The organism is Arsenicibacter rosenii (assembly GCF_001870735.1).
Lineage (GTDB): Bacteria > Bacteroidota > Bacteroidia > Cytophagales > Spirosomataceae > Arsenicibacter > Arsenicibacter rosenii.
Map to the genome: position 1 here is coordinate 1 of NZ_MORL01000002.1, position 23,117 is coordinate 23,117.

The 23,117-nt window shown below is 51.6% G+C and carries 11 protein-coding genes and 1 pseudogene; 10 read left to right on the forward strand and 2 right to left on the reverse strand.

Translation table 11 applies throughout. The features are described from left to right. The 5 genes and pseudogenes from BLX24_RS32575 to BLX24_RS04000 form a co-directional block, all read left to right on the forward strand. Positions 1 to 308: pseudogene (locus BLX24_RS32575) on the forward strand (bZIP transcription factor); the annotation flags it as partial. Positions 309 to 380: 72 nt separating this feature from the next. After that, positions 381 to 1,811, forward strand: coding sequence for a M14 family zinc carboxypeptidase (locus BLX24_RS03985; protein WP_071501819.1), 1,431 nt, complete (start codon positions 381 to 383; stop codon positions 1,809 to 1,811). Positions 1,812 to 2,033: 222 nt separating this feature from the next. After that, entirely contained in the window at positions 2,034 to 4,913 is a 2,880-nt protein-coding gene (locus tag BLX24_RS03990; RefSeq protein ID WP_071501820.1) for a TonB-dependent receptor, read from the forward strand. 67 nt (positions 4,914 to 4,980) lie between these two features. Then, on the forward strand, positions 4,981 to 6,666 hold the full coding sequence (locus BLX24_RS03995; RefSeq protein WP_071501821.1) for an IPT/TIG domain-containing protein: 1,686 nt from the start codon (positions 4,981 to 4,983) through the stop codon (positions 6,664 to 6,666). A gap of 280 nt (positions 6,667 to 6,946) precedes the next feature. Beyond that, complete coding sequence (locus BLX24_RS04000) at positions 6,947 to 8,674, forward strand: beta-helix domain-containing protein (RefSeq protein ID WP_229201694.1); 1,728 nt, start codon at positions 6,947 to 6,949, stop codon at positions 8,672 to 8,674. Here the strand turns inward: BLX24_RS04000 and BLX24_RS04005 are convergent. Then, positions 8,671 to 8,865 carry a hypothetical protein gene (locus BLX24_RS04005; protein WP_218160675.1) on the reverse strand — a complete coding sequence of 65 codons (195 nt, stop codon included), beginning with the start codon at positions 8,863 to 8,865 and terminating at the stop codon, positions 8,671 to 8,673. The genes BLX24_RS04000 and BLX24_RS04005 overlap by 4 nt on opposite strands. A gap of 242 nt (positions 8,866 to 9,107) precedes the next feature. Here BLX24_RS04005 and BLX24_RS04010 point away from each other — a divergent pair, with 242 nt between their 5' ends. Both BLX24_RS04010 and treF read left to right on the forward strand, forming a co-directional pair. Then, the gene (locus BLX24_RS04010; protein WP_071501823.1) at positions 9,108 to 11,789 is read left to right on the forward strand and encodes a cellulase family glycosylhydrolase; all 2,682 of its coding nucleotides are present in this window, start codon (positions 9,108 to 9,110) and stop codon (positions 11,787 to 11,789) included. A 92-nt stretch (positions 11,790 to 11,881) separates the two neighbouring features. Further along, complete coding sequence (gene treF, locus BLX24_RS04015) at positions 11,882 to 13,384, forward strand: alpha,alpha-trehalase TreF (RefSeq protein WP_218160676.1); 1,503 nt, start codon at positions 11,882 to 11,884, stop codon at positions 13,382 to 13,384. On the opposite strand, the gene BLX24_RS04020 is transcribed toward treF, so the two are convergent. Continuing rightward, positions 13,385 to 14,167, reverse strand: coding sequence for a DUF2490 domain-containing protein (locus BLX24_RS04020; protein WP_083421789.1), 783 nt, complete (start codon positions 14,165 to 14,167; stop codon positions 13,385 to 13,387). Positions 14,168 to 14,364: 197 nt separating this feature from the next. Here BLX24_RS04020 and BLX24_RS04025 point away from each other — a divergent pair, with 197 nt between their 5' ends. The 3 genes from BLX24_RS04025 to BLX24_RS04035 all read left to right on the forward strand — a co-directional run bounded on the left by BLX24_RS04025 (position 14,365) and on the right by BLX24_RS04035 (position 23,032). Continuing rightward, positions 14,365 to 16,581, forward strand: coding sequence for a S46 family peptidase (locus tag BLX24_RS04025; protein WP_071501824.1), 2,217 nt, complete (start codon positions 14,365 to 14,367; stop codon positions 16,579 to 16,581). 631 nt (positions 16,582 to 17,212) lie between these two features. Next, positions 17,213 to 18,046, forward strand: a complete 834-nt coding sequence (prmA, locus tag BLX24_RS04030) for a 50S ribosomal protein L11 methyltransferase (protein WP_071501825.1) — start codon at positions 17,213 to 17,215, stop codon at positions 18,044 to 18,046. A gap of 90 nt (positions 18,047 to 18,136) precedes the next feature. After that, entirely contained in the window at positions 18,137 to 23,032 is a 4,896-nt protein-coding gene (locus BLX24_RS04035; RefSeq protein WP_083421791.1) for a helix-turn-helix domain-containing protein, read from the forward strand. The last annotated feature ends 85 nt before the right edge of the window (positions 23,033 to 23,117 follow it).

Here is a 23,117-nt window from a genome sequence, read left to right on the forward strand (position 1 = left end):
AGCGGATCAAGGTAGCGGTGAAGAACAGCGGTGAGTGGAGTGATTATGTGTTTGCGCCGGGTTACCGGTTACGTGAGCTGAGCGAGGTAGAGGCGTATGTGAAGGCGCACAAGCACCTGCCGGGCGTACCGAGTGCGGAACAGGTGGTAGCAGAAGGGGTAGATGTGGTGAAGATGAACGCTAAGCTCCTGGAGAAGATCGAAGAACTCACGCTGTACATGATCGACCTGAAAAAAGAAAATCAGCAGATTAAAGCGGAAAACAAAGAGATTAAGCAAATGCTGAAAAAGCAGGCCGCTAAAAAATAGTTGACAGAACACGTTTGATACCTATATTGTAGCCCGCAGCTGTCGACAGCTGCGGGCTATTTTTTTACCGGAATGAAACCGAATACAGACATAGAAGCGGCAAGGACGCTTTTCCTGCAGTTATACGAAAATTACCATGCTTACCGCGAGCCGTATTTTACACACCGCCGGTTTAAGCATAAAGAGATTGAACCGCTGATTCAGGAACTGGCAACGGTGTACCCGTTTGAGGTATCCGTTATCGGGACATCCCTCGAAAAACGCCCGATTTATCAGGTTAAAGCCGGAAATGGGCCGATTCCGATTTTGCTTTGGTCGCAGATGCACGGCGATGAGGCTACAGCAACCATGGCGCTGTTTGATATATTTAACTTTCTGCGGGTCTCCGGCGACGGACTGGATACGCTCCGGCATGACCTGCTGACTAAAACAACGCTTTACTTTATTCCGATGCTGAACCCCGACGGGGCAGAACGCTTCCAGCGGCGGACGGCTCTGGATATTGATATGAACCGTGATGCCCTTCGGTTGCAGTCACCGGAATCTGCCGTCCTGAAAGAACGGCAACAAACGTTAAAACCGCTGGTTGGGTTTAACCTGCACGATCAGAACCCCCGCTATACGGTCGGGACAACGGGCAAACAGGCCGTTATGTCGTTTCTGGCAACGGCCTATGACCAGGACCGGAATATTAACGACGTCCGGAAACGCTCGATGCAGTTGATTGTGAGTCTGAACCGGTTGTTGCAAGCCTATATACCCAATCAGGTTGCGCGCTTTGATGATGAGTTTGAGCCCAGAGCGTTCGGCGATAACATTCAGAAGTGGGGAACAACCCTCATTCTGGTTGAATCGGGGGGCTACAAAGGAGACCCGGAAAAGATGTATATCCGCCGCCTGAACGTTGTTGCCCTCCTTACGGCAATGGGCGCTATCGCGAATGAAACGTATGTGGAGGAAGACATCAGCGCCTATCAGGCGATTCCGGAAAATGGCCGGACGCTGCTCGACGTGCTGATCCGGAATGCACAGGTCATCTGTCAGGGACATACAACCCGTATGGATATCGGTATCCTGCGTCACGAAGAAAACACAGCCGGAGCAGCGGATTTTTACTACCGGAGTGTTATCGACGATCTGGGTGATTTGTCGACTTTCTACGGATTGCAGGAAATTGATGCAACCGGGTTGACCATTCTTCCGCCAAGAGTGTACCCCGATGTGATGGATAACCCTGAAGCGGTAGCCGCGTTAGAGCTTGATACATTGCGTGATCAGGGCATTGTAGTATTCCGGGTAAAAGATATTCCTGCTAATTATAAACCGGTTTTACCGGTGCATATCGTCCATGAGGGTAAACCGCCGGAAACGCCGTTGTGTCTCGGACAGATTCCGACGTTTCTGCTGGCAGATGATACACGGATACGGTATGTGTTTGTTAATGGCTTTGCAATCAATACGATGCTGGATATCGGCTATCAGGTAACAGGGGTAGTTGATTAATATTCCGGGCGTCTCGCCGATCAGGCGTTTACCTAACTACGCGGTTAAGTAGACGCCTGATTTTTTATTTCCGGAAAGTATTCCGTATGTATTAAGAAGGCATGATAAACAGGCTGATAAAGAACGGGAAAGATAATTTAGGCATAACGGTGGCATAACATTGAGGTAACATTACAGCTCTAGTTTTGTGCCGTAATTCTACCAGTAGGTATTAATGCCAATATGAAAAAGATCTCGTTAATTATTTTTCTTCTGACACTAAGCATTGGCGCGTTTGCCCAGAAAGGAACCATCAGAGGTTCGGTGAAGGACGCCAAAACAAAAGAAGCACTCATCGGATGTACTGTCCGTATCGACGGTACCCAACTCGGCTCAACAACAGATATTGAAGGAAACTTCAGCGTTGCTAACGTACCGGCCGGGAACTACAACATTGTTATTTCGTACGTTTCATACAAAAACAAATCCCTCGCCAACGTACGGATCGAATCGGGTAATACAACGGTAATTGATACCGAACTGGAAGAAGAAGGCAAATCGCTCCAGGAGGTTGTGATTCGGGCTACCCGCGCAACCAATACCGAAATTGCGGTTATCTCCGAAATTAAACAGTTAAAACCTATCGCGGTTGGGTTGTCGGCACAGCAGATTGTAAAATCGCAGGACCGTGACGCTGCCGCTGCCATTCGCCGTGTACCTGGCGTCAGCATCGTCGACAACCGGTTCGTTATGGTTCGGGGGCTTGGGTCCCGCTATAACTCGGTATTAATCAATGACGTCATTACACCCTCTACCGAAGTTGATACCCGCTCTTTCTCATTTGATTTAGTGCCCAGCAACATCATCGACCGGATGATTGTCTACAAATCCGGTTCGGCTGAGCTGCCGGGTGATTTCGCTGGTGGAGCCATTAAAATCTACACAAAACGTCGTCCGGACCAGAATTTTATGGACGTCGGATTTACGGTTGGTTACCGCCCGATGACCACGCTGAACGATGCACAGACGCACTCACGCTCGGGCCTGAACTGGCTGGGTCTGTGGGGCGCCGACCAGCAGATTCCGTCGAGCTTCCCGTCGAAGGCGGCGACGTTTAACAACCAGAGTGCGTTACAGCGGGCGGCCTATGCCAGGCTGTTGCCAAACTCGTGGGGATTGAATACCGTTACGGTGTCGCCCGACGTACGGCTGGCCCTGAACATGGGACGCCGGTTTGATATCGGTAATATCCGGGTGAGCAACCTGACCAGTATCAACTACTCGATGACGCACCAGAGTGCGAATGTGAACTTTAACCTGTATCAAAATGGTCTGACCGCAAACGACCTTTTTGAACAGTATACCGATAACAGCTACGCCCGTCAGACCCGCTTAGGTCTGTTACACAACTGGACGCTGCGTTTCTCGCCTTCGTTTATTCTGGAGTGGAAAACCCTCTTTAACCAGCTGGGTAACACCGAAACGGTTGTCCGTAATGGTCAGAAAGTAGTGGATGGCTACGACGTGCGCAGCTACTCAGAGCGTTTTGAAAACCGGAGTATCCTGACAACACAGGTGTCGGGCGAACACACACTGAATGAACTGACGAAACTGACCTGGATTGCCGGTTACGGGTATACCGGCCGCTGGGAGCCCGACTGGAAACGGGTTCGCTACCAGCGTGCGGCGGGTTCGTCGGGCAATGAGTCATCGTATCAGATTGCGGCTCCGGTTGACCCTAACCCAATCGACGTAGGCCGCTTCTATTCAAAACTGGGTGAGCGTGTGGCTACCTTCGCTGCCAATGGCGAGCACACATTCGGTAACCCGGCTGACCGTGAGCCAAACCGGATACGGTTCGGTGTCTACGGCGAAAAGAAAGATCGTGATTACTCGGCCCGTTTCTATGGTTACAACACCATCGGTAACGCTTCGGCTATTACCCAACAAGATATTAGCAGTGTGTTTGCCCTGCAAAACATTACGGGTCAGGACGGTGGTCTGTCGCTGCGCGATGGAACAAAAGACCTCGACTCCTACCAGGGTCTGAACAACTACGGTGCCGCTTACGTCACGGGTGATGTTTACTTCGGACCAAAGGCAAACCTGACCCTCGGTTTCCGTGGTGAGTATAACGATCAGGGCCTGAAGGCAACGGTTTCAAACACGAACCGTCGTCTGGTCAACAACAAGATTTTCAGTCCGCTGCCTTCTCTGAACTTTACCTATAAGCTGGACGACAAACAGAACCTGCGTTTCGCGTTCTCGTCTACGGTCAACCGGGCTGAGTTCCGTGAGCTGGCTCCATTCAGCTACTTTGACTTCAACCTGCTGGCCGATGTACGTGGTAACACCGCCCTGAAAACGGCGAACATCCAGAACGTAGATGCTAAGTGGGAGCTGTACCCTACGCCGAATGAGCTCATTTCAATTACCGCGTTCTACAAGCACTTTACTAACCCGATCGAAACGTTCCTGTTGCCAACCGGCAACGGCTTAGCCTACACCTTTACCAATGCAAAGTCGGCACAGAACTACGGGGTTGAACTGGAAATCAGGAAGGGCTTCCCGAACGCATCAAGTGTGTTCCTGCAAAACCTGACGTTTGTCGGTAACGCATCCTTCATCAAGAGCCGCGTAAACCTGGGCCAGTTTGTAACGGCTCCAGACCTGAGCGGGGCTACACAAAACTACGACCTGACAGGGGTTGCCGACAAAGAGCGTGCCCTGGCCGGTCAGTCGCCGTACCTGCTGAACATGGGTCTGTACTACAGCGATCCTAAGTCGAACTGGAATGCTAACCTGCTTTACAACGTGTTTGGCCAGCGGATTTTTGCCGTGGGTAACGTTAATAACCCGACCGTCTACGAGATGCCGCGTAACGTAGTTGACCTGAACATCAGCAAGCAATTCAAGAAACAACTGGAAATCCGGTTAGGTATCCAGGACCTGCTGAATCAGTATGTCCGGTTTAGCCAGGATTTCAACCGGAACGGTAAAATCGAGAGCGATGTGACCTCAAAATCGGCGAACGCCGATCAGGATGTCCGGAAATTCAAGCGGGGCAGCTATTTCACATTGACAGCGGTATACACGTTTGGTCGCCGAACTATTATCCCATAATCGCTCTATCTGTAAAACACGTAGCAGGTCGGGCAGAACAGTCTAAAACAACCAAATCCGTTTAATTATGCAATTCCTCAAAAACTGGTCGTATTGTTTACTCGTTGTCACGGGCTTATTCATAGCCGTCTCAGCTTGTAAAAATGACAGCACGCCCGAACCTGTTTTGACAATTGAATCGATCTCCAATACGTCGGCTCCGGTTGGAACGACCATGACTATCACCGGTACTAAGTTTGACGCAACGCCGGCAAACAACGTGGTTAAGTTTGGTAGCGTACAGGCTACGGTTGTTTCGGCAAGCCCGACACAACTGGTGGTTCAGGTACCGGCCGGTGCGCAGAACGGCCCGATCACGGTTACTGTAAATGGTGTAACGGTAAGTAGCACACAGGCGTTCTCACTGAGCAACCGCCCGGTTATCACCGTGCAGGGCGCCATCACGGCCAACACAACCTGGTCGGCCAGCAACGTTTATAAGATTCTGGGTTTTGTATATGTCCGTAACGGCGCAACACTGACAATTGAAAAAGGTACGATTATCAAAGGCGCGCCGAAAGAAGAAGACCCAACGGCATTAGGCAAAGGGGGAACGCTGATCGTCCAGCCAGGTGGTAAACTGGTGGCTATCGGTACGGCTGACCAGCCTATCGTATTTACATCGGGCAAAGCTGCCGGTCAGCGTAACTATGGTGACTGGGGTGGCATTGTCCTGATCGGTAAAGCGCCGATTAACCAGCCGGGGGCTACGACATTCGAAGGGGGTATTGAAGGATCAACCGGTACCTATAATGAACCAACAGACAACTCCGGTACACTACAGTACGTTCGGATCGAATTCGGTGGTATTGCTTTATCAAATGCCTCGAACAGCGAAATTAACGGTCTGACGCTGTACGGTGTAGGCTCAGGCACAACCATTGACCACATTCAGGTTTCATACAGCGGCGACGACTCATACGAGTGGTTTGGCGGTACCGTAAACGCGAAATACCTGGTTGCTTTCCGTGGCTGGGATGATGATTGGGATACCGACTGGGGCTTTACAGGCAAAGTACAGTATGCTGTTTCCCTGCGTGATCCGGAGTATGCGGACCAATCAGGATCAAATGGATTTGAGTCCGATAACTTTACCGGTACAGGTGAACCGGCAACGGGCCCGAATGCAGGTCTGCCACTGACGGCACCTGTCTTTGCAAACGTAAGTAACTTTGTCACGAGTGGTACGCCGTCAAATGCAACGATTAAAGGCAGCGGGGGGTACCAGTCAGGGATGCACCTGCGCCGTAATACATCGATCAGTATCTTCAATTCAGTATTTGTTGGCTACCCGGAAGGGCTGCGTCTGGACGGTACAGTAACCGGTACACAGGCAAATATAAACAGCGGTGCACTTGATTTAAAAGGTATTGTGTTAGCAAACGTTGGTACCTCATCAACAACTGCCGTACGCGGTGCCAGCGCGATCACAAACCAGCAGGCGCAGGACTACTTCAACGCCACGGCACGTAAGAACCAACTGATTGCTTCTTCAGATGTAGCGACCCTGTTGCTGAATGCAGCTTCGTTTAACCTGACTGCTCCGAACTTCCTGCCACAAACCGGTTCGCCGTTGCTGACAGGTGCGGTATGGGAAGGCAAAGGTGCCGATTCATTCTTCACGAAAGAAACATTCCGTGGTGCGTTCGGGACAACCAACTGGACAACCGGCTGGACTAACTGGAATCCACAGAATACGGATTACGATAAATAAACTCTTTTTTTTAATTCATATTGGTGTCGCAGAAAGACCGGGAGCCTTGCCCCCGGTTTTTTTTATGGCTGTAAGTTTATGTTGTTAATTATCAATATAGAACTGCATTAAAGTGGCAACTTATCGAACGGTGGTAAAAGTGTTAGTTGTTGCGCCAAGGTTTTCCGAATTTAGCTAATCAAAAACCAAATTATCCGACCTGATGCAAAGCCAATACCCGGATTCAGTAAACTATTATCAGATTTTATCAGTATGGAGACGTACGTCTTCTTTGATTAATGTGTTGACAGTCACACTACTGTCAGTAGTATTTCTGTATGGTTGTAAGAAAGAGGAGGATGTGCAGCCTGCCCCAACTGTTGCCTGGAACCAGACAACGATAGAGGCAGCTGCCGGACAGCAGATTACGATTGGAGCGTCTGTCAGCGCACCGGCCGGCCTGAAAACCGTAACTGTTACCCGAAACGGAACAGCTTTTGACAGCAAAGCCTATACAACTGAAACAACCGCTGCCTATAGCGTTAGCTATACGGTACCCAAAACGCAGCCACTGGGCTCACAACTGGTGTTTACGATCGTGGCGCAGGATAATATGAGCCGGCTTTCGCAAACGAGCACATTGGTGGTAACCATTACCCCGAAACCTGTAATCACGGTTACCGGATCAATCACAACCAATACTACCTGGACTAACGACAAGATTTACAAACTTTCGAGCTTTGTTCGTGTCGGTGCTGATCAGACCATTACCGGTAGTCCGTCGGCTACGGCCGTGTTAACCATTCAGCCGGGAACGATTATTCTGGGCGAGCGCTCAACACACGGAACATTAATCGTACAGCGGGGAAGCCGGCTGATGGCTGAAGGTACTGCCGACGCACCGATTATTTTCACCTCAGAACGTGAGCCGGGCCTGCGTGAGCCAGGCGACTGGGGCGGTGTCGTCTTATGCGGCCGGTCAACGTTTAATCAGGATGGCTGGGGTGAACTGGAAGGAAATTACGGGGCGTTTGCCGGCGGCGGGCCGTCTCCTGTGCTGGCTGATAACTCGGGCACACTGCGCTACGTACGGATTGAGTATGCTGGTTACAGCCTCTCACCAAATGCCGAAATCAATGGCTTAACGCTGGGGGCTGTCGGCAGCGGAACCACGCTCGAATACATACAGGTGTCGTATTCCGGCGATGATGCGTTCGAATGGTTTGGCGGTACCGTGAACAGTAAGTACCTCGTGGCCTACCGGTCGGTCGATGATGATTTTGATACAGACAACGGGTATACCGGTTATAGTCAGTTCGGGTTGGGCATTCGCGGCAGTATGCTGGCCGACGGATCGGGATCTAACGGGTTTGAGTCAGACAACAATGCCTCGGGGAGCAGCGCCCTGCCGGTTACCGCCGGTGTGTTTGCCAACTACAGCCTGATTGGCCCCAAGGCCGATGCCAACACAGTGATTAATGTGCAGTTCTATAATGGTATTCACCTGCGCCGTAATACACGACTGAAGGTATATAACACCTTTGTAACGGGATATCCCAATGGGTTATATGTCGATCCGGCCGATGCCGGTGTGACGCTGACTAATGCGCTCAACGGCACACTGCTGCTCAACGGCGTGGTTTTGGCCGGTATTCAGAACTGGGGATCAAACGGGTTTGGTCTGGGAGCGGCTACCGCACCGAGAGGCTATCCGGTCCGGAATGCCACACTCTCGGCAACAGAAACGCCTTATAACATCGGGCTGCAGACACCGACGCAGTGGTTTTTGTCACAGACTGGTAATAAGACGCTGGCCGACAACCTGACGACAGGTGTAAACCCGGCCAATATCGTTACCGGACGGCCATCATTAACCGTCGGCACGGCCGGAACCTTGCTGAGCGGTTCGGCTACGTTACCTAATAATGCGTATTTGACAACGGCTGCCTATATTGGAGCCTTCGGTGCGACAACAGACTGGACAAGTAGCTGGACAGAATTTAATCCACAGGTGCAGGCCTACCGTTAAGGGCGGGTCTGCTTACCGAACAGCAGAAAAGCAAGACTGCCTGCTGCAAGGAAAAGGAAGAAGTAGGTGGTTCCTGATAAAAGCGTTGAAATTGACGCCGTTTCCGATACCGTATCGGTAGCAAAACGGGAAGCGTGCGGATACATCAGCTGATGCACAGCTAACAGGCTTCCGGCAAAAATAAGCGTCAAAACAATTCTGATTTTATCTGAGGATATATTCATTTTCTGGTATAAATAAACTGCTGGTTAGGGAACTCCCGTTGATCGAAACGGCCCCTGATCAGCAGTTGTTTGTTTTATGGCCGGAAGTTAAGCCCCATTTCCTCAAAAATTTATAAAAAAATGACCCAATGGTAAGACTTTTAGTAAGTGAGCGATATTAACAAAAAAGTACTTATGTTTTGTCGTCACCCATAAACCGGTTACATACCATGAAACACATTTCCTCTTTTCTGGTCAATATCGTGATCCTTTGGCTGGGGTTCTGTACGCTTGCAGATGCGCAGGCCCCAACACCGGTTGCTGCCAACGGTCGCCTGAAACTGGTGGGCCGCCAGTTGTCAAATGAGGCAGGAAAGGCTATTCAGCTGCGTGGCATGAGTTCACACGGTCTTCACTGGTTCGGGCAGTGTTACAATGCCGGGGCCATCCAGACCCTTGCCTCGCAGTGGGGAGCTGACGTATTCCGGGCGGCAATGTATGTTGACGAGGGCGGATACACTAACAACCCTGCCGGTCTGCGGGCAACGGTCGACAATATCGTTGACTGGACGGCACAAAACGGCATTTACTGTATCATCGACTGGCACATCCTCAACCCCGGCGATCCGAATATTCATCTGAATGAAGCAAAGCAGTTTTTTCAGATCATGGCGCAGAAGCACGCCGGTAAGAAACATGTGATCTACGAAATCTGTAATGAACCGAATGGGGTAAGCTGGAGTTCGGTGAAAAGCTATGCCGAGCAGGTGATTCCGATAATCCGGCAATACGACAGCGAAGCCATTATTCTGGTTGGTACACCAAACTGGAGCGGAACACCGGGTGACGTGATCAGTAACCCGCTGACAGGAACCAATGCCTACAACGTCATGTATACCTTTCATTTCTACGCCGGTTCGCATTACTCACAGAGCTACATTGATAATGTACTCAAAAGTGTTCCGCTGTTTGTTTCGGAATGGGGTACGAGCAACTATTCCGGCAACGGCGGCAACGACTACACGAATGGTCAGAACTGGATTAACCTGATGGCGGGTCAGAACTCATCGGGTATAAAGGTAAGCTGGTGTAACTGGAGCTTCTGCGATAAAGACGAGTCGTCGGCGGCACTCGTGCCCGGCGCCTGCGGGAGTAATGGCTGGAACAATACAAGCCAGTCAGGGGCGTACGTGAAAAACTGGATACTGAGCCCGGCTGATGATTTCGGTCCGGCCACACCGGCGGTTACTATCGCCAGCCCTGCTGCTAATACGACGGTGACGATTGGGGCAAATGTAGTGATTGCCGCAACGGTGAGTAATACAACGGCTGCTTCCGTTGCTTTCTATAGCGGCAATACGAAGCTGGGCGATGATACTACCGCGCCGTATGCCTGGACCATCACCGGTATCGCGGCGGGTTCGTATACATTGACCGCACAAGCTACCTTACCGGATGGGCAGACGCTCACATCAACGTCCGTGCAGGTAACCGCTGTACCCGCTCCGAACCAAATTCCAACCGTCTCCCTGACCGCTCCGGCTGCGAATGCCGGCTTTACGGCACCTGCCCTCATCAATCTGTCTGCCACGGCAACCGACGCCGATGGTAGTGTCGTCAAAGTCGAATTTTATAACGGGAATACGAAACTCGGAGAAATTACGGCAGCACCGTATACCTTTTCATGGACAAATGTCGCGGCCGGTTACTACACGGTATCTGCAAAGGCAATAGATAATCAGGGGGCTATAGGAACATCGGCGACGGTGAATATTATCGTCACCAATCCCGGTAGCTCCGGCGCTGATTTGATCGGCCCGGATTGTGTCAGTGTAAACGACATTAAAATATTCGAACTGAATCCGAATCTGTTGCAGAATGCGACGAATTTTTCGTGGTGGAGTACGGGGTCGACCAGCAGCATAACACCGACGCAACCCGGCAAGGCAACGTTTAATTTCGGGCCTTATTTTTCCGGCGGGCAGGTCTGTGTGGGCGTTAATTATTCGGCCGCGCCGTGGTATCAGCAATTCTGCAAGACCGTATCGGTTTGCTCCACAACCGTAACACCACCGGCTAATCAACCGCCAACGGTAGCGCTGACCAGCCCTGCCAACAGTGCCACCTTTACCGCACCGGCTTCGGTTACTATTTCAGCCAATGCATCGGATAGCGACGGTACCATCGCGAAGGTTGAATTCTACAACGGCACGGCCAAACTCGGCGAGTCTATGGCAATGCCGTACCGGTTTGTCTGGGGCAACGTAGCGGCCGGAACCTATACGCTCTCGGCAAAAGCAATGGACAATGCCGGTGCCGTGACTACGTCAGGGACTGTTACCATCAACGTGCTGACCGCAACGGTTACCCCGCCAACCCCGGCAACAGCTGGCATCGTCGGGCCGGATTGCGTAGCTGCCAATGCCGTGACCGCGTTTGAGTTAAACCCTGCCTATCTGGCCAATGCGACCAATTTTTCGTGGTGGTGCACCGGCTCAACGAGCAGCGTCACTCCGACGCAGCCAGGTAAGGTAAGTATTCATTTCGGACCCTGGTTTACGGGAGGTGATCTCTGTGTCGGGGTTAACTATTCGGCGTCGCCATGGTACCGTCAGTTCTGCAAACGGGTGAACAAGTGCTCGGCAGGCGCACGGGAGGCCATCGTGGAGGAGGTGCTGAACGTTGCCTACCCCAATCCGACCGCTGACCGGTTCACGTTTGTGGCCGATCAGGATATTTATGCGCTGCGGGTACTGGATATGCTGGGCGTAGAGCGAAGCGTGCCGGGGAGCGTACAGAAAGGCGAAAAAGTAATTTTCGGGGACAACCTGAATGCGGGTCATTACCTGCTCGACATTCAGTACACCGCTGGCGGGCGTCGGACCATCAAATTAGTGAAAGCCGGCCGTTGATCGGATAATCAATAAAAAAAAAGTAAAAAAGTAACCCAAAGGTCCGGAATGGGGGTTTATGCTAGCATGTGTTAGTGTAAACCCCTTTTGCTGTGACAAAGAACCTGGTCTCACCGGATATTCTTTTTGGCGAACTGTTCTGCGAGGTGCAGTTAAGCCGCATTTTTACCGATACCAAGACATTTGTGGACGCTGTTCCCCTGTTGTCGCCTGAAAATATTCTGATGCTGTACCGTGCTGAGAAAGAAAAGCCTGACTTTAATCTTGAGCAGTTTGTACGGCAGTATTTCGATATACCCGAATCGGCTACCAGCCATTTTGTGAGTGATACGTCCATGACAACTAAGGCGCATATCGAACGCCTCTGGGATGTGCTTACCTGCCCGGCTGATCCCCTGGTAGAGGGTAGCTCACGGCTGCCGCTACCGCATCCGTATGTTGTTCCGGGCGGACGGTTCCGCGAGATTTTTTATTGGGACAGCTACTTTACCATGTTGGGGCTACAGCGTTCGGGGCGGAACGGACTGGTGCGGGGGATGGTCGATAATTTTGCTTATCTGATTGATACCTATGGATTTATTCCGAACGGCAACCGCACATACTTCCTGACACGGTCACAACCCCCTTTTTTCAGCCTGATGGTTGAACTGCTGGCTGAGATTGACGGGGCCGACGTATTCAGCGAGTATTTGCCGCAGCTGGAGAAGGAATATGCCTACTGGATGGCAGGCGGCTCGGGTGATACGGCGGTGGCAGAACATGTGGTAACGCTGGATACCGGCGGCCTACTGAACCGGTATTGGGACCCCACCCCTACCCCGCGTCCGGAAGCGTTCCGGGTAGAGTCGGAGTTGCGGACAGAAGCCCGCTTTCTTGGTGTTGACCCCGACAATATGTACCGGAACCTCCGGGCGGCCTGTGAATCAGGCTGGGATTTCAGTAGCCGCTGGATGACCGATGGGCAAAGCATTCCGTACACTATTACCATTGATATCCTGCCGGTTGATTTGAATACACTGCTTTTTTCTTTTGAGCGCACCCTGGCCAAAGCATACCGGCAAAGCGGGCAGGAGATGCCGACCGCAGAATTTACCCGGAAAGCGGAAGCCCGCCGGCAGTTGATTCAGGCACTTTTCTGGGATGATCAGGCCGGTTTTTACAAGGATGTCCATGGCAGTACCTTAACGCCGTTGCCCGCCTTAACCCTGGCCGGTGTATTTCCGCTGTTTTTTCAGATCGCTACGTTTGAACAGGCTCAGCGGGTTCATGACCTGCTGGAGCAGGAGTTTCTGCAGTCAGGTGGCTGGGTGACCACCCTGAAGCAATCGGGGCAGCAGTGGGACTGGCCAAACGGCTGGGCTCCGCTGCAGTGGATTGTCTATCAGGGATTACTGAATTACGGATTTACGGCAACTGCCCGGAAAGCACGTGACCGCTGGCTGATGCTGAATGACAAGGTATTTCAGGTAACGGGCAAAATGATGGAAAAATACAACGTGGTGGATGATGTTCTGGTAGCCGGCGGCGGTAAATACCCGAATCAGGATGGCTTTGGCTGGACCAACGGCGTATATCTCGCCCTTTTACATAGCTGATCACCGGCGGAAATCAAGGTCGCCGTATACACTCAGGGTAAAGCCGTTGTTGCGTTCCATGACCGGTAAACGGGTTGCCGGATCGGCTTCGGCGTGTTGAACAACCTGATTCAGAAAACCGGCTTCAAGCCTGAACGACGGCGAAAACCGGTAGCCGAGGCCCAGAAAGATCCGGTTCTGATCAAAGATATCCAGCTGAACATTAGGCCCGAAGCCAATAAACAGCTCGTCGTAAGCGGTCAGGTACCAGTTGGCCTCATCCATCGTTGGCTGGCCAAGGGGGAGCGCCCCGCGAATACGGTAGCGGGCCCGGTTCTGGTATTGCCAGCCCGGTGATTGATCGCCTCCGGTATCTGGCCAGGTACTCATCCAGCGTTGTTCGAGCCGGAAACGATGCGTAAGTTGCAGGCGGCCGGTCGTTTGCTCCAGGTCAATATCCTGGTACATCCGGTGTTCGGGATTGGGGACACCCGCTTCGGATTCCGGGAAACGGCCGTATGGAAAACCCAGTAACAGCGTGTAGCCCGCCGACGTTTTAATATGGTCGGTAAGGCTATATTGAATCCCGGCACGGGCCAGAGATTGCTGCCAGCTCCGGATCAGATCAATCCGGCGCCATTGGTATTCCGTATGAATCGCCCATTTGTCCGACAGTTTATGATCGCCGAAGTAGGCATACCAGCCAATGGTATTCGCATCGTGTATTCTGTTTTGTGCTGATAAGCAGACCGGAAAAAGCAGGCATGACAGGATATATAGAAAATAACGTTGCAGAGTAAACATGAGATAGAGACGATGCCGGCTTGGTTTATTAAGAGAACCGACAAGGCGGCCGGTAAGGCTGAAAACTATATCAAAAGGGACCGGAAGGCCGCTAAACCGGTAATTTGCAGGAGCTTACTCAACAAATTACCGGTTTGTCCGTTTTTAGTCTTACTTTACCACAGGAATGTTATATACCATCGTTAGAAATCAAACCTATGCAAGTTCAACATAGATGGAGACAGGAAGCCGCTGTGCTTCTGACGATTGCCACTATTTTAAGCAGTGGCCTAACACCGGCGCGGGGGCAGGCCACTGCTGCTCTCCGGGCCGATACGGTCAAGGCCGGCCCGTATGATATGGGTAAAATGTGGACTTTTGATAGCCCGCCGAAAGAATACTTTGCTAAAACATACGGCTTTAAACCCGATGACAAGTGGTTTGAAGAAACACGGCTGGCTTCTCTGCGGTTTGCCGATTATTGCTCGGCTTCGTTTGTGTCTGCGAGCGGGCTGGTGATGACCAATCACCACTGTGCCCGGGAATCCGGAACGGGTGTTGCCCGCAAAGGGGAGGACCTGAACAATACCGGGTTTTATGCTAAAACACTGGCTGAGGAGCGCAAGGTGCCGGGCCTGTTTGTCGATCAGCTGGTAAAAATCGAAGACATAACAAAGCGGGTACAGGATGCCATGGGCACCGGTTCGGAGCGGGAGCAGTTGCGGGGGCGCGAGCAGGCGTTCGCTGCGATCAAACAGGAGTACACGGCCCGGGCCGACTGGAAGGGGCTGGAGCTGCAGACTATTACGCTTTACAATGGCGGCCGGTATGCGCTATATGGGTTTAAACGCTATACCGATGTGCGGCTGGTGTTTATGCCTGAGCTACAGCTGGGCTTTTTTGGCGGCGATCCCGACAACTTTACCTATCCGCGTTATGCGCTCGACTGTTCGTTTTTCCGGGTATATGATAACGGGAAGCCCCTGCAAACCAAACATTTCTTTAAGTTCAATACAAACGGTGTCCGCGAGAATGAGCCCATTTTCGTAATTGGTAACCCGGGGAGTACCGAACGGCTGAAAACGGTAGCCGAGCTGGAATTCGACCGTGATCTGAAAATTCCGTACATCCTGACCCTGATCCGGAACCGGTCGGCCGCGCTTCAGGCGTATAACGCAACCGCTAAAAGTGACAGCGTTCTGAACGAAATTTTCAGCTTCGAAAACAGTTATAAGGCCTACAGCGGACAGCTCGATGGCCTGCGCGACCCATACCTGATCGCCCGCAAAGCCGCCTTCGAACGGCAGTTTAAAGCCGATGCCTTGTTGGAGCAATCGGCGAAACGGGAAGCACAGGTAGGCGGCAGTTCGGCCACCAACGGCGTACCGGCTACGTCGCCCGGCAGTTCGGCCCGGGGCGGGGCCACAACGGGCAGGGCAGACGTTTGGGCCGATATTTCGGAAAACGTAACGGCAATGCGGCAGTTGTTTAACGACAATACCTACTTGTCGCCCAATCCGCTGGCGCGGGGCGAATTACTGACGTTTGCTCATCTGCTGGCGCAATACGGTGAGATTTATCTGGCCCAACCCCGGCAGGCCGAGCGGATGCGTACCATGCTGGAAATGCCGGAGATAACCAGCCGCACGCTGGAAGAAAGCTATCTGGCGGCTCATCTAGCCGAAGCACAGGCCGCTTTGGGGAATGATGATCCGTATGTAAAAGCGGCTTTAACGGCGGAAAACGGGCAGCTGCGGACCCCCAAAGAAGCCGCCGCTTATTTGCTGCGCACCACAAAACTGCTTGATAAAGCCTTCGTTGAGGATATGATTACACGGGGCGGGGCCATTACATCGTCGACCGATCCGATGCTGGTGCTGGCGCGGGCAGGTCAGAAACGGTACGAGGCTGCCAGCCAGAAAATGCAGCAAATCAATGCCCGTCAGGAAGTGTTGAGCAGCCAGCTGGGAAGGTATGTGTATGATGTATACGGTAATAACGTACCACCGGATGCCACCTTCTCGCTGCGTATCAACGACGGGATTGTGAAAGGCTATCCGTATAACGGCACCGTTGCGCCGGTGATCACCACCTTTGCCGGGCTGTATGACCGGAATTATTCGTTTGGCGATAAATACCCCTGGAGCCTGCCCGCCCGCTGGAAAAATCCCCCGGCTGAGCTGTTGAAGCAACCCATGTGTTTTATCACCACCAACGATATTATTGGCGGTAATTCCGGCAGCCCGATGATAAACAAAAACCGCGAAGCGGTGGGGCTGGTTTTTGATGGTAATATGGAGAGTTTACCGGGAAGCTTCATCTTTGTGCCGGATAAAAACAGAAGCATTTCAGTACATGCCGGGGGGATGGTCGCCGCCATGCGTTACATCTACAAAGCCGACCGCCTGATTCTGGAGCTGACAACCGGAAAATAACCGATCAAGACCGCAATACGAACCGGCGTTTTCTTATGGAATCATTCATAGGGAAATGCCGGTTTTGTATTCAGGGACGAAGAATCTTAGTAATGTTGCTTATTTTACGTTAGGATTTGAAAAAAGATGGAACCTGAACAGTTTATATTAGACCGGAGTGCATTTCATATGGGTAACCATACAACCGTATCCAGCTACCACGCCCGTATGCAGCCCGAATCATTTGCCGGTCGTTTACAGGCCGCTAATTATTTGATTAGTGTAGCTTTTCGATACGACTTGAGAAGGCCACCTAAACTCGATAGAGACTGTTTTCTGGCCCGTAAGCACAATGGCTAACCTGCTAAATCCTTCAAATGGCTATACCACATAGGCACATAGAGCTCATAAGTATTTAAAAATCTTTGTTTTTCTATGTGCCTATGTGGTATAATATCGAATAAGCTGTTTAGTGTTTAAGCAGACAGAGTTCTGAATTAAAGAAAGAGGTTGATACTGGAGGAAGATAAAGGCACCTTCCGGTAATTCAGTTAATATATCACTACAATGATTTAATCAAAGCTAAAAGAGCAGCGGGACGTCCCCGGGATTTGAACGATATTGAACAGTTAGAAAAAGGAAAACAAAACACATGAATTATATTGAATTGTCGCTGACACTCTCGCCCGATTATACCGATATCCTGATGGCAGAGTTGGGAGAGCTTGGTTTTGAGTCATTTGTTGAAACCGACGAAGGGCTGTTGGCATACGTTACCGAAGATCTGTTCGACGAAACAGCTATTCAGGAAGTTATCGCGAAATACGAAGAGCTGACTGCAATAGCCTATCAAGTCAGTTCGTTAGAGAAAAAGAACTGGAACGCCGAGTGGGAACAGAATTATGAACCCATTACGGTGGGCGAAAACCTGGTCAGAGTGCGGGCGTCGTTTCACGAGCCGGATGCTGCCTTTCAGCATGAACTGGTGATTAACCCGAAAATGTCGTTCGGTACCGGTCATCATGAAACTACATCGATGATGCTGGAGCACCAGATGCACATCGGTCATGCCGGTAAGGCGGTCTTAGATGTCGGCTCCGGTACAGGCATTCTGGCGATTCTGGCCGCTAAAATGGGGGCTTCACCGGTGGTTGCGTTTGATATAGAAGAATGGGCTGTGGAGAATGCAGTGGAAAACGCCGGGTTAAACAACCATCCCGAAATCCGGGTCTTTCAGGGAACCATCGCCGATGTTGATCCGGCTGAACGCTATGATATCGTACTGGCCAATATCAACCGCAACGTGTTACTGGTCGAAATTCCGACGTATGTAAGCCTGCTGAATGAGAACGGTTACCTGTTTGTGAGCGGATTTTATGAGCACGATGCGGCCGACATTGAGGCTAAGGCCAATGAAGCAGGGATGGAGCTGGTCCGGTCGCTGACCAAAAATCAATGGTCGTCGCTCGTTTTCCGGAAAGCGTAATAAACCCGTCGGGGTATAATTGATTGATAAACAGAATGTCGGGCTGGCCTGGTGGTCGGCCCGCGTAGTTGAATACAACAAATGAGGTTCATGAAACGTGTTTACCTGCTTTTGCTTGCAAGCTGGCTGGCTGGCTCGATGGCCTTTGCACAAGCCATTAAACTTTCCGAAAATCCCGACCAGTTTCTGACTGATCTTCAGAAGCTGATGGCGACGGGCGGGCCGGTGGCGGCGAAGGCTCAGAAAGATCTGGAGTCGCTTTGGGCCGACAACCGGCTGAGTCAGCCGCAAAAAGAGCGGATTATTGCGTTAAGCCGCAAAATGAACACAAAGCGCTACCAGCCGGCGACCCATTTTGCGCCGTTTTTTCAGGCGCTTTACCATGCGTTGTACACGCAGAAAAATATTTCGCCCCCCGACGTTGATAACCTGATTCTGGTGGCCGAAAAGCAGTTCGATGCCAACGACCCTAAGGCGTTTACGCGGGTGATGGAAACGATGCGGCTGTTTCTGGAACGGCGGTTGTTCTACAGCAGCAACTACAACAAGCTCTATGCAGAGGGTGGTACATTCAGTTTTCGCTATATAGATGCAAACGCTACCGCTCCGGCCAACGGCACCGTAACGGATCCGCTAACCAATACCGGATCGGCCGCTACCCGCGTGCTCGACGACGACGGTTGGGGTACGCCACCCAGTCAGCGTGATACGACCCAGCCAAAGCAATATGGCAATGTATTTATTCCGCAAAAGCGGGCGCTTCCGGCCGTAACGGGTCCGGTCCTGACGGTGAAAGATGTCTTTCTGGCTATTGTCGCCAACGGCGATTCGGTCATTGTGTCCAACACCGGCGGTGATTTGTTGCTTAAGGATGGCGTGTTTGTCGGAAAAGACGGTAAGCTGACATGGGATATTGCCGGTCGTTCGGATATTTCGGTGACCCTGGCCGATTATGCCATGGTCACCATGAATCCGCGCCTGTCGGCCGATGATGTAACGCTGACGTTCGAAAAAGCCAAACCGATTAAAGGAGTTCTGGAATATGTGAGTAAGAAACGGGTGGCCGGACAGGCCGCTCAGTATCCGCGATTTGTTTCCTGGCAAAACAACGTGACGATTCCGGATCTGGGGCCTGATATTGAGTATCGGGGCGGGCTGGCGCTGATCGGCGTACAGGTGGTCGGAGCGTCGGCCAGCGGGCAACCGGCCGTACTGGTTGTAAAACATGCCGGCAAACCGGCCTTTAAAGCCAGCAGCCGCCGGTTCGAATTCAGCGACTCGCTGATTACAGGCAATGCCGTGCAGTTTGTTGGCTACATCCAGCCCGCAGACTCCATTACCCACCCGGCTGTTCAGTTTAAGTATTCAAAACAGCAGAAAATTGCCTGGCTGAACCGCGTCGACCGGACGAGCTACGGGCAGGTACCGTTTGCCGATTCCTATCATAAATTCTACATCCAGCCGGAAGTGGTGCGCTGGGACCTGGGCCGCCAGAAGGTTGATTTTTATCAGGTCGGCGCCAAACGTGAGGTGCCGGTGCGCTTTGAATCTTTTGATTACTTCCATCCGCAACGCTATTCCGACCTCTCGGTCGACTACGGGTACCATCCGCTGCAGCTGATCGGAAACTATATTACCGTCAGGAAAACCCAGAGTTTTTTCCCCGAAGACATTGCACAGTTTGCAAAAGTGAATCCGGCAACGATGGCCGGTACACTGGATCGTATGGTGCAGGAGGGGTATATCGACCGTGAAGCCAACGGAACCATGCACCTGAGCCGCAAAGGTATCCTGTACGTGCTCGCCTACAACGACAAAAAAGACTACGACAACTTTCAGGTTCAGTCTTATTTTACGTCGAGCGATAGTGTCAAAAATGCAACCATCAACCTGAACGACAAGTATCTGCTCATTCGCGGGGTATCGCAGTTTACGATCAGCGACTCGCTGAAAATTTTCGGGCGGCCATCCGACAAGACCCTGAAGGTTGGCAAAAACCGGTCATTTACACTCAATGGCCAGCTGAAATCCGGTAATTTCCGCTATTCGGGCCGTGATCTGGTATTCGACTACGATAAGTTCGGGATGAATCTCAATAAGATTGATTCTATCACCTTTACGCCCCAGAAACTGGCAGCACAGGGCAAGAGCGGGGAAATCGGCGGCGATATCAAATACGAAAAGCCGGGGATGGTTTACTTCGCAACGACAGACAATAAGTCGGGACGGATGAAGGATAAAAAGACGACCCAGCGGCTGGTAATGCCGGAGGGTATGACGGTATACTTCAACCAGCCTGACCGGGGTAACATTACGTACAACAACAAGGTCTATTTCAAAATCCCCGCCATCGACAACGACAGCATCGGGAAGGGCGATATCTCATTTGTCGGTACGTTCTACTCCGACGGTATTTTCCCGCCGTTCAAGGCTGAGTTGAAAACGATGCCTGACAATACCCTTGGTTTTGTGCATAAGGCCCCTGCTGCCGGTTATCCGGTTTACGGCAGCAAGCCTGGCCCCAACCAGTCGAACGTGAAGTTCACGGGCGACATCAAGATGGACAAAAGCGGGTTACGGTCAGAAGGGATGCTTCATCACCTGACGACAAACCTGACTGCCAGCGGTATTCTGTTCATGACCGACTCGTTACTGGCCTCGGGAGATAAAGGCGAGATCAAAGAGGGGATAATCGGCAAGGGGTATTACCCGCAGGTGCAGCTGAATAATTACAGCATGAAGTGGTTCCCGAAGACGGATAGCATGGTGATCATGAGCCAGAAAAACAACTTCAATTTCTATAACGGAACGACTAAACTGGACGGCAACCTGCTCGTGCGGGCAACGGGCCTGTTCGGAAACGGTACCCTGCGCCGGAACGATTCCGAGACGTTATCGGAAAGCATCAAGTTCAATAAGGAAGGGTTTCTGGCCGACAACGCCCGGTTCCGGGTGGTGTCAGATGCGGCTCAGCGCAATGTGGCCAACAAGCCGATTCTGCTGGGCAATGCCGTCGATGTGGATTTCAATCAGGTGAAGGGAATTGTGAACGTGGCCATTAACCAGAAAAAGACACAGAGCATCGATGATACCTTGCAGTCGAGTATGGAGTTTCCGTATGCCGCCTATAAAACGAGTATCAACCGGGCGCAGTGGAACATGAATGCCAAAACCATTGCGATGAAAGGCGATGTAAAAACATCGACGTTTACCGGTACCAGTGATGAGCTGGAGGGCTTGACCTTTAACGGGGCTGCTGCGATTTACGACATCGAAAAAATGACGCTGAATATCAGTGGCGTCCCATACGTAAATTCCGCCGATGCCCGGATTTATCCGGACAAAGGGCTAGTGTCAATCCGCCGGAACGGAGAGATGGCCGCCTTGAAAAACGCCCGTATTGAACTGGATACCATTACATTGCACCACCGGATGAAGAACGGTAATATCCAGGTGGTGTCGAGAACCCGTTTCTCCGGCGACGCGACCTACCAGTTTGCGACTGCTGCCGGTGATACGGCGAACATCAAGATGGGCAGCTTCGAGCTGAAAGAGAGTATCGGGACACCGGCTGCTCTGGCATCAGCAAGTCCATTATCGGCGGCGGAAAAAGCAATGGTGGGCGATGTGAAGGAGACGAAAGAAAAAGAGAAGGAAAAGGAAACCCGCTCCAGGAAGAAAGCCGGGAATGCCCCCGTCCGCACTTACTTTACCGTGGCGAGGGCCGAAATCGAGGAGAAGGATAACCTGATGCTGGCACCGCGGATTGCGTTCAAAGGCGACATCGTGATGCAGGCTCCCGACAAAGACCTGGCGCTGGATGGCTTTATCAAGCCGGTGTTGCGGAAACGACAGGACCTGGTCAGCGGCTGGATTCCGTTTAAGGAAAAAGTCGTGGAGCGGATTGAGGTGAAAGTCGATAAAAACCTGAAAAACGAAGGCGATCAGCCATTAGTAGCCGGTATCCATGCGCGGGCAGACGGAACGGGTCTGTATCCGACGTTCCTGTCGCCGAAAGAAGACCCGAAAGATGCCGATCTCTTCACGGCAAACGGGGTGATGCGCTACGATGAAAAAGAAAAAGTCTATCGTATTGTACAGAAAGGAACCGACGGGCTGGAGGATATCGAAGGGGCGTTTACGTTTAACGACCCGAAAGGCATTATGACGTTCAAAGGCAAGTTAGGCCTGATTACAACTACGTCTGAGACAAATCCGAACGCGCCGGCACTGATTTCATCGGCAGGCTCGGCCCGGGTAAATGTGGATAGTGTGAAGTATGAAATCAACGCTTTACTGTCGTTTGCCTTCCCGATTCCGGAGCCGCTGAATCTGGCCATTGCCGATAAGCTTGTGAAAACAAATCTGGATGAGAAAAATGACGATCCGGCCGACGACGATCTGAATGAACTGGCCGATAAAATGATTCCGCTGATTGGCCAGAAAGAAACCGAGGCATACCGCCTGAAAGCCCAGAACGCCCACGTGCCGCTGGTTCAGGCCTCGCCGAAGCTGAATACTGCGCTGGTGTTGTCGAATGTTAACCTGCGCTGGTCTGACAAGTTCAAGTCATTTTATAGCATCGGTCAGCTGGGCGTGTCGCACATGAACAATACCGATATCAACGCACAAATGGATGGGTTTATCGAAATACGTAAAACCGCAAACGGCGATGAATTCAGTATTTTACTGGAAGCCTCCCCCGATGTCTGGGTATTTTACGACTATAAACCAAACGGTACGTTATCCATCGTTTCGTCGGAACAGGAGATTAACGACCGTTTACTGGCCGGATCGAAAAATACGGCTAAAGGAGCCATTGAGATTGTCGCAGGCGAGGCAGAGGAGAAGAAGCAGTTTATGGCCCTCTACCTCGATCAGTACAAAACGCGGCCGAAACCACAGCCTAAAGGGGCTAAAGTGGTGAAAAAAGACGCACCGAAAGAGAAGAAGAAAGAAAAAGACGAGAAGCAGGAAGGATTCTGATCGGGATCGTTACAAGTTAAAATGAGTGAGGGGTGGCCGACCTTCCCGGGAGTTCTAAACTTCCCGGAAGGCCAGCCACCCCTCA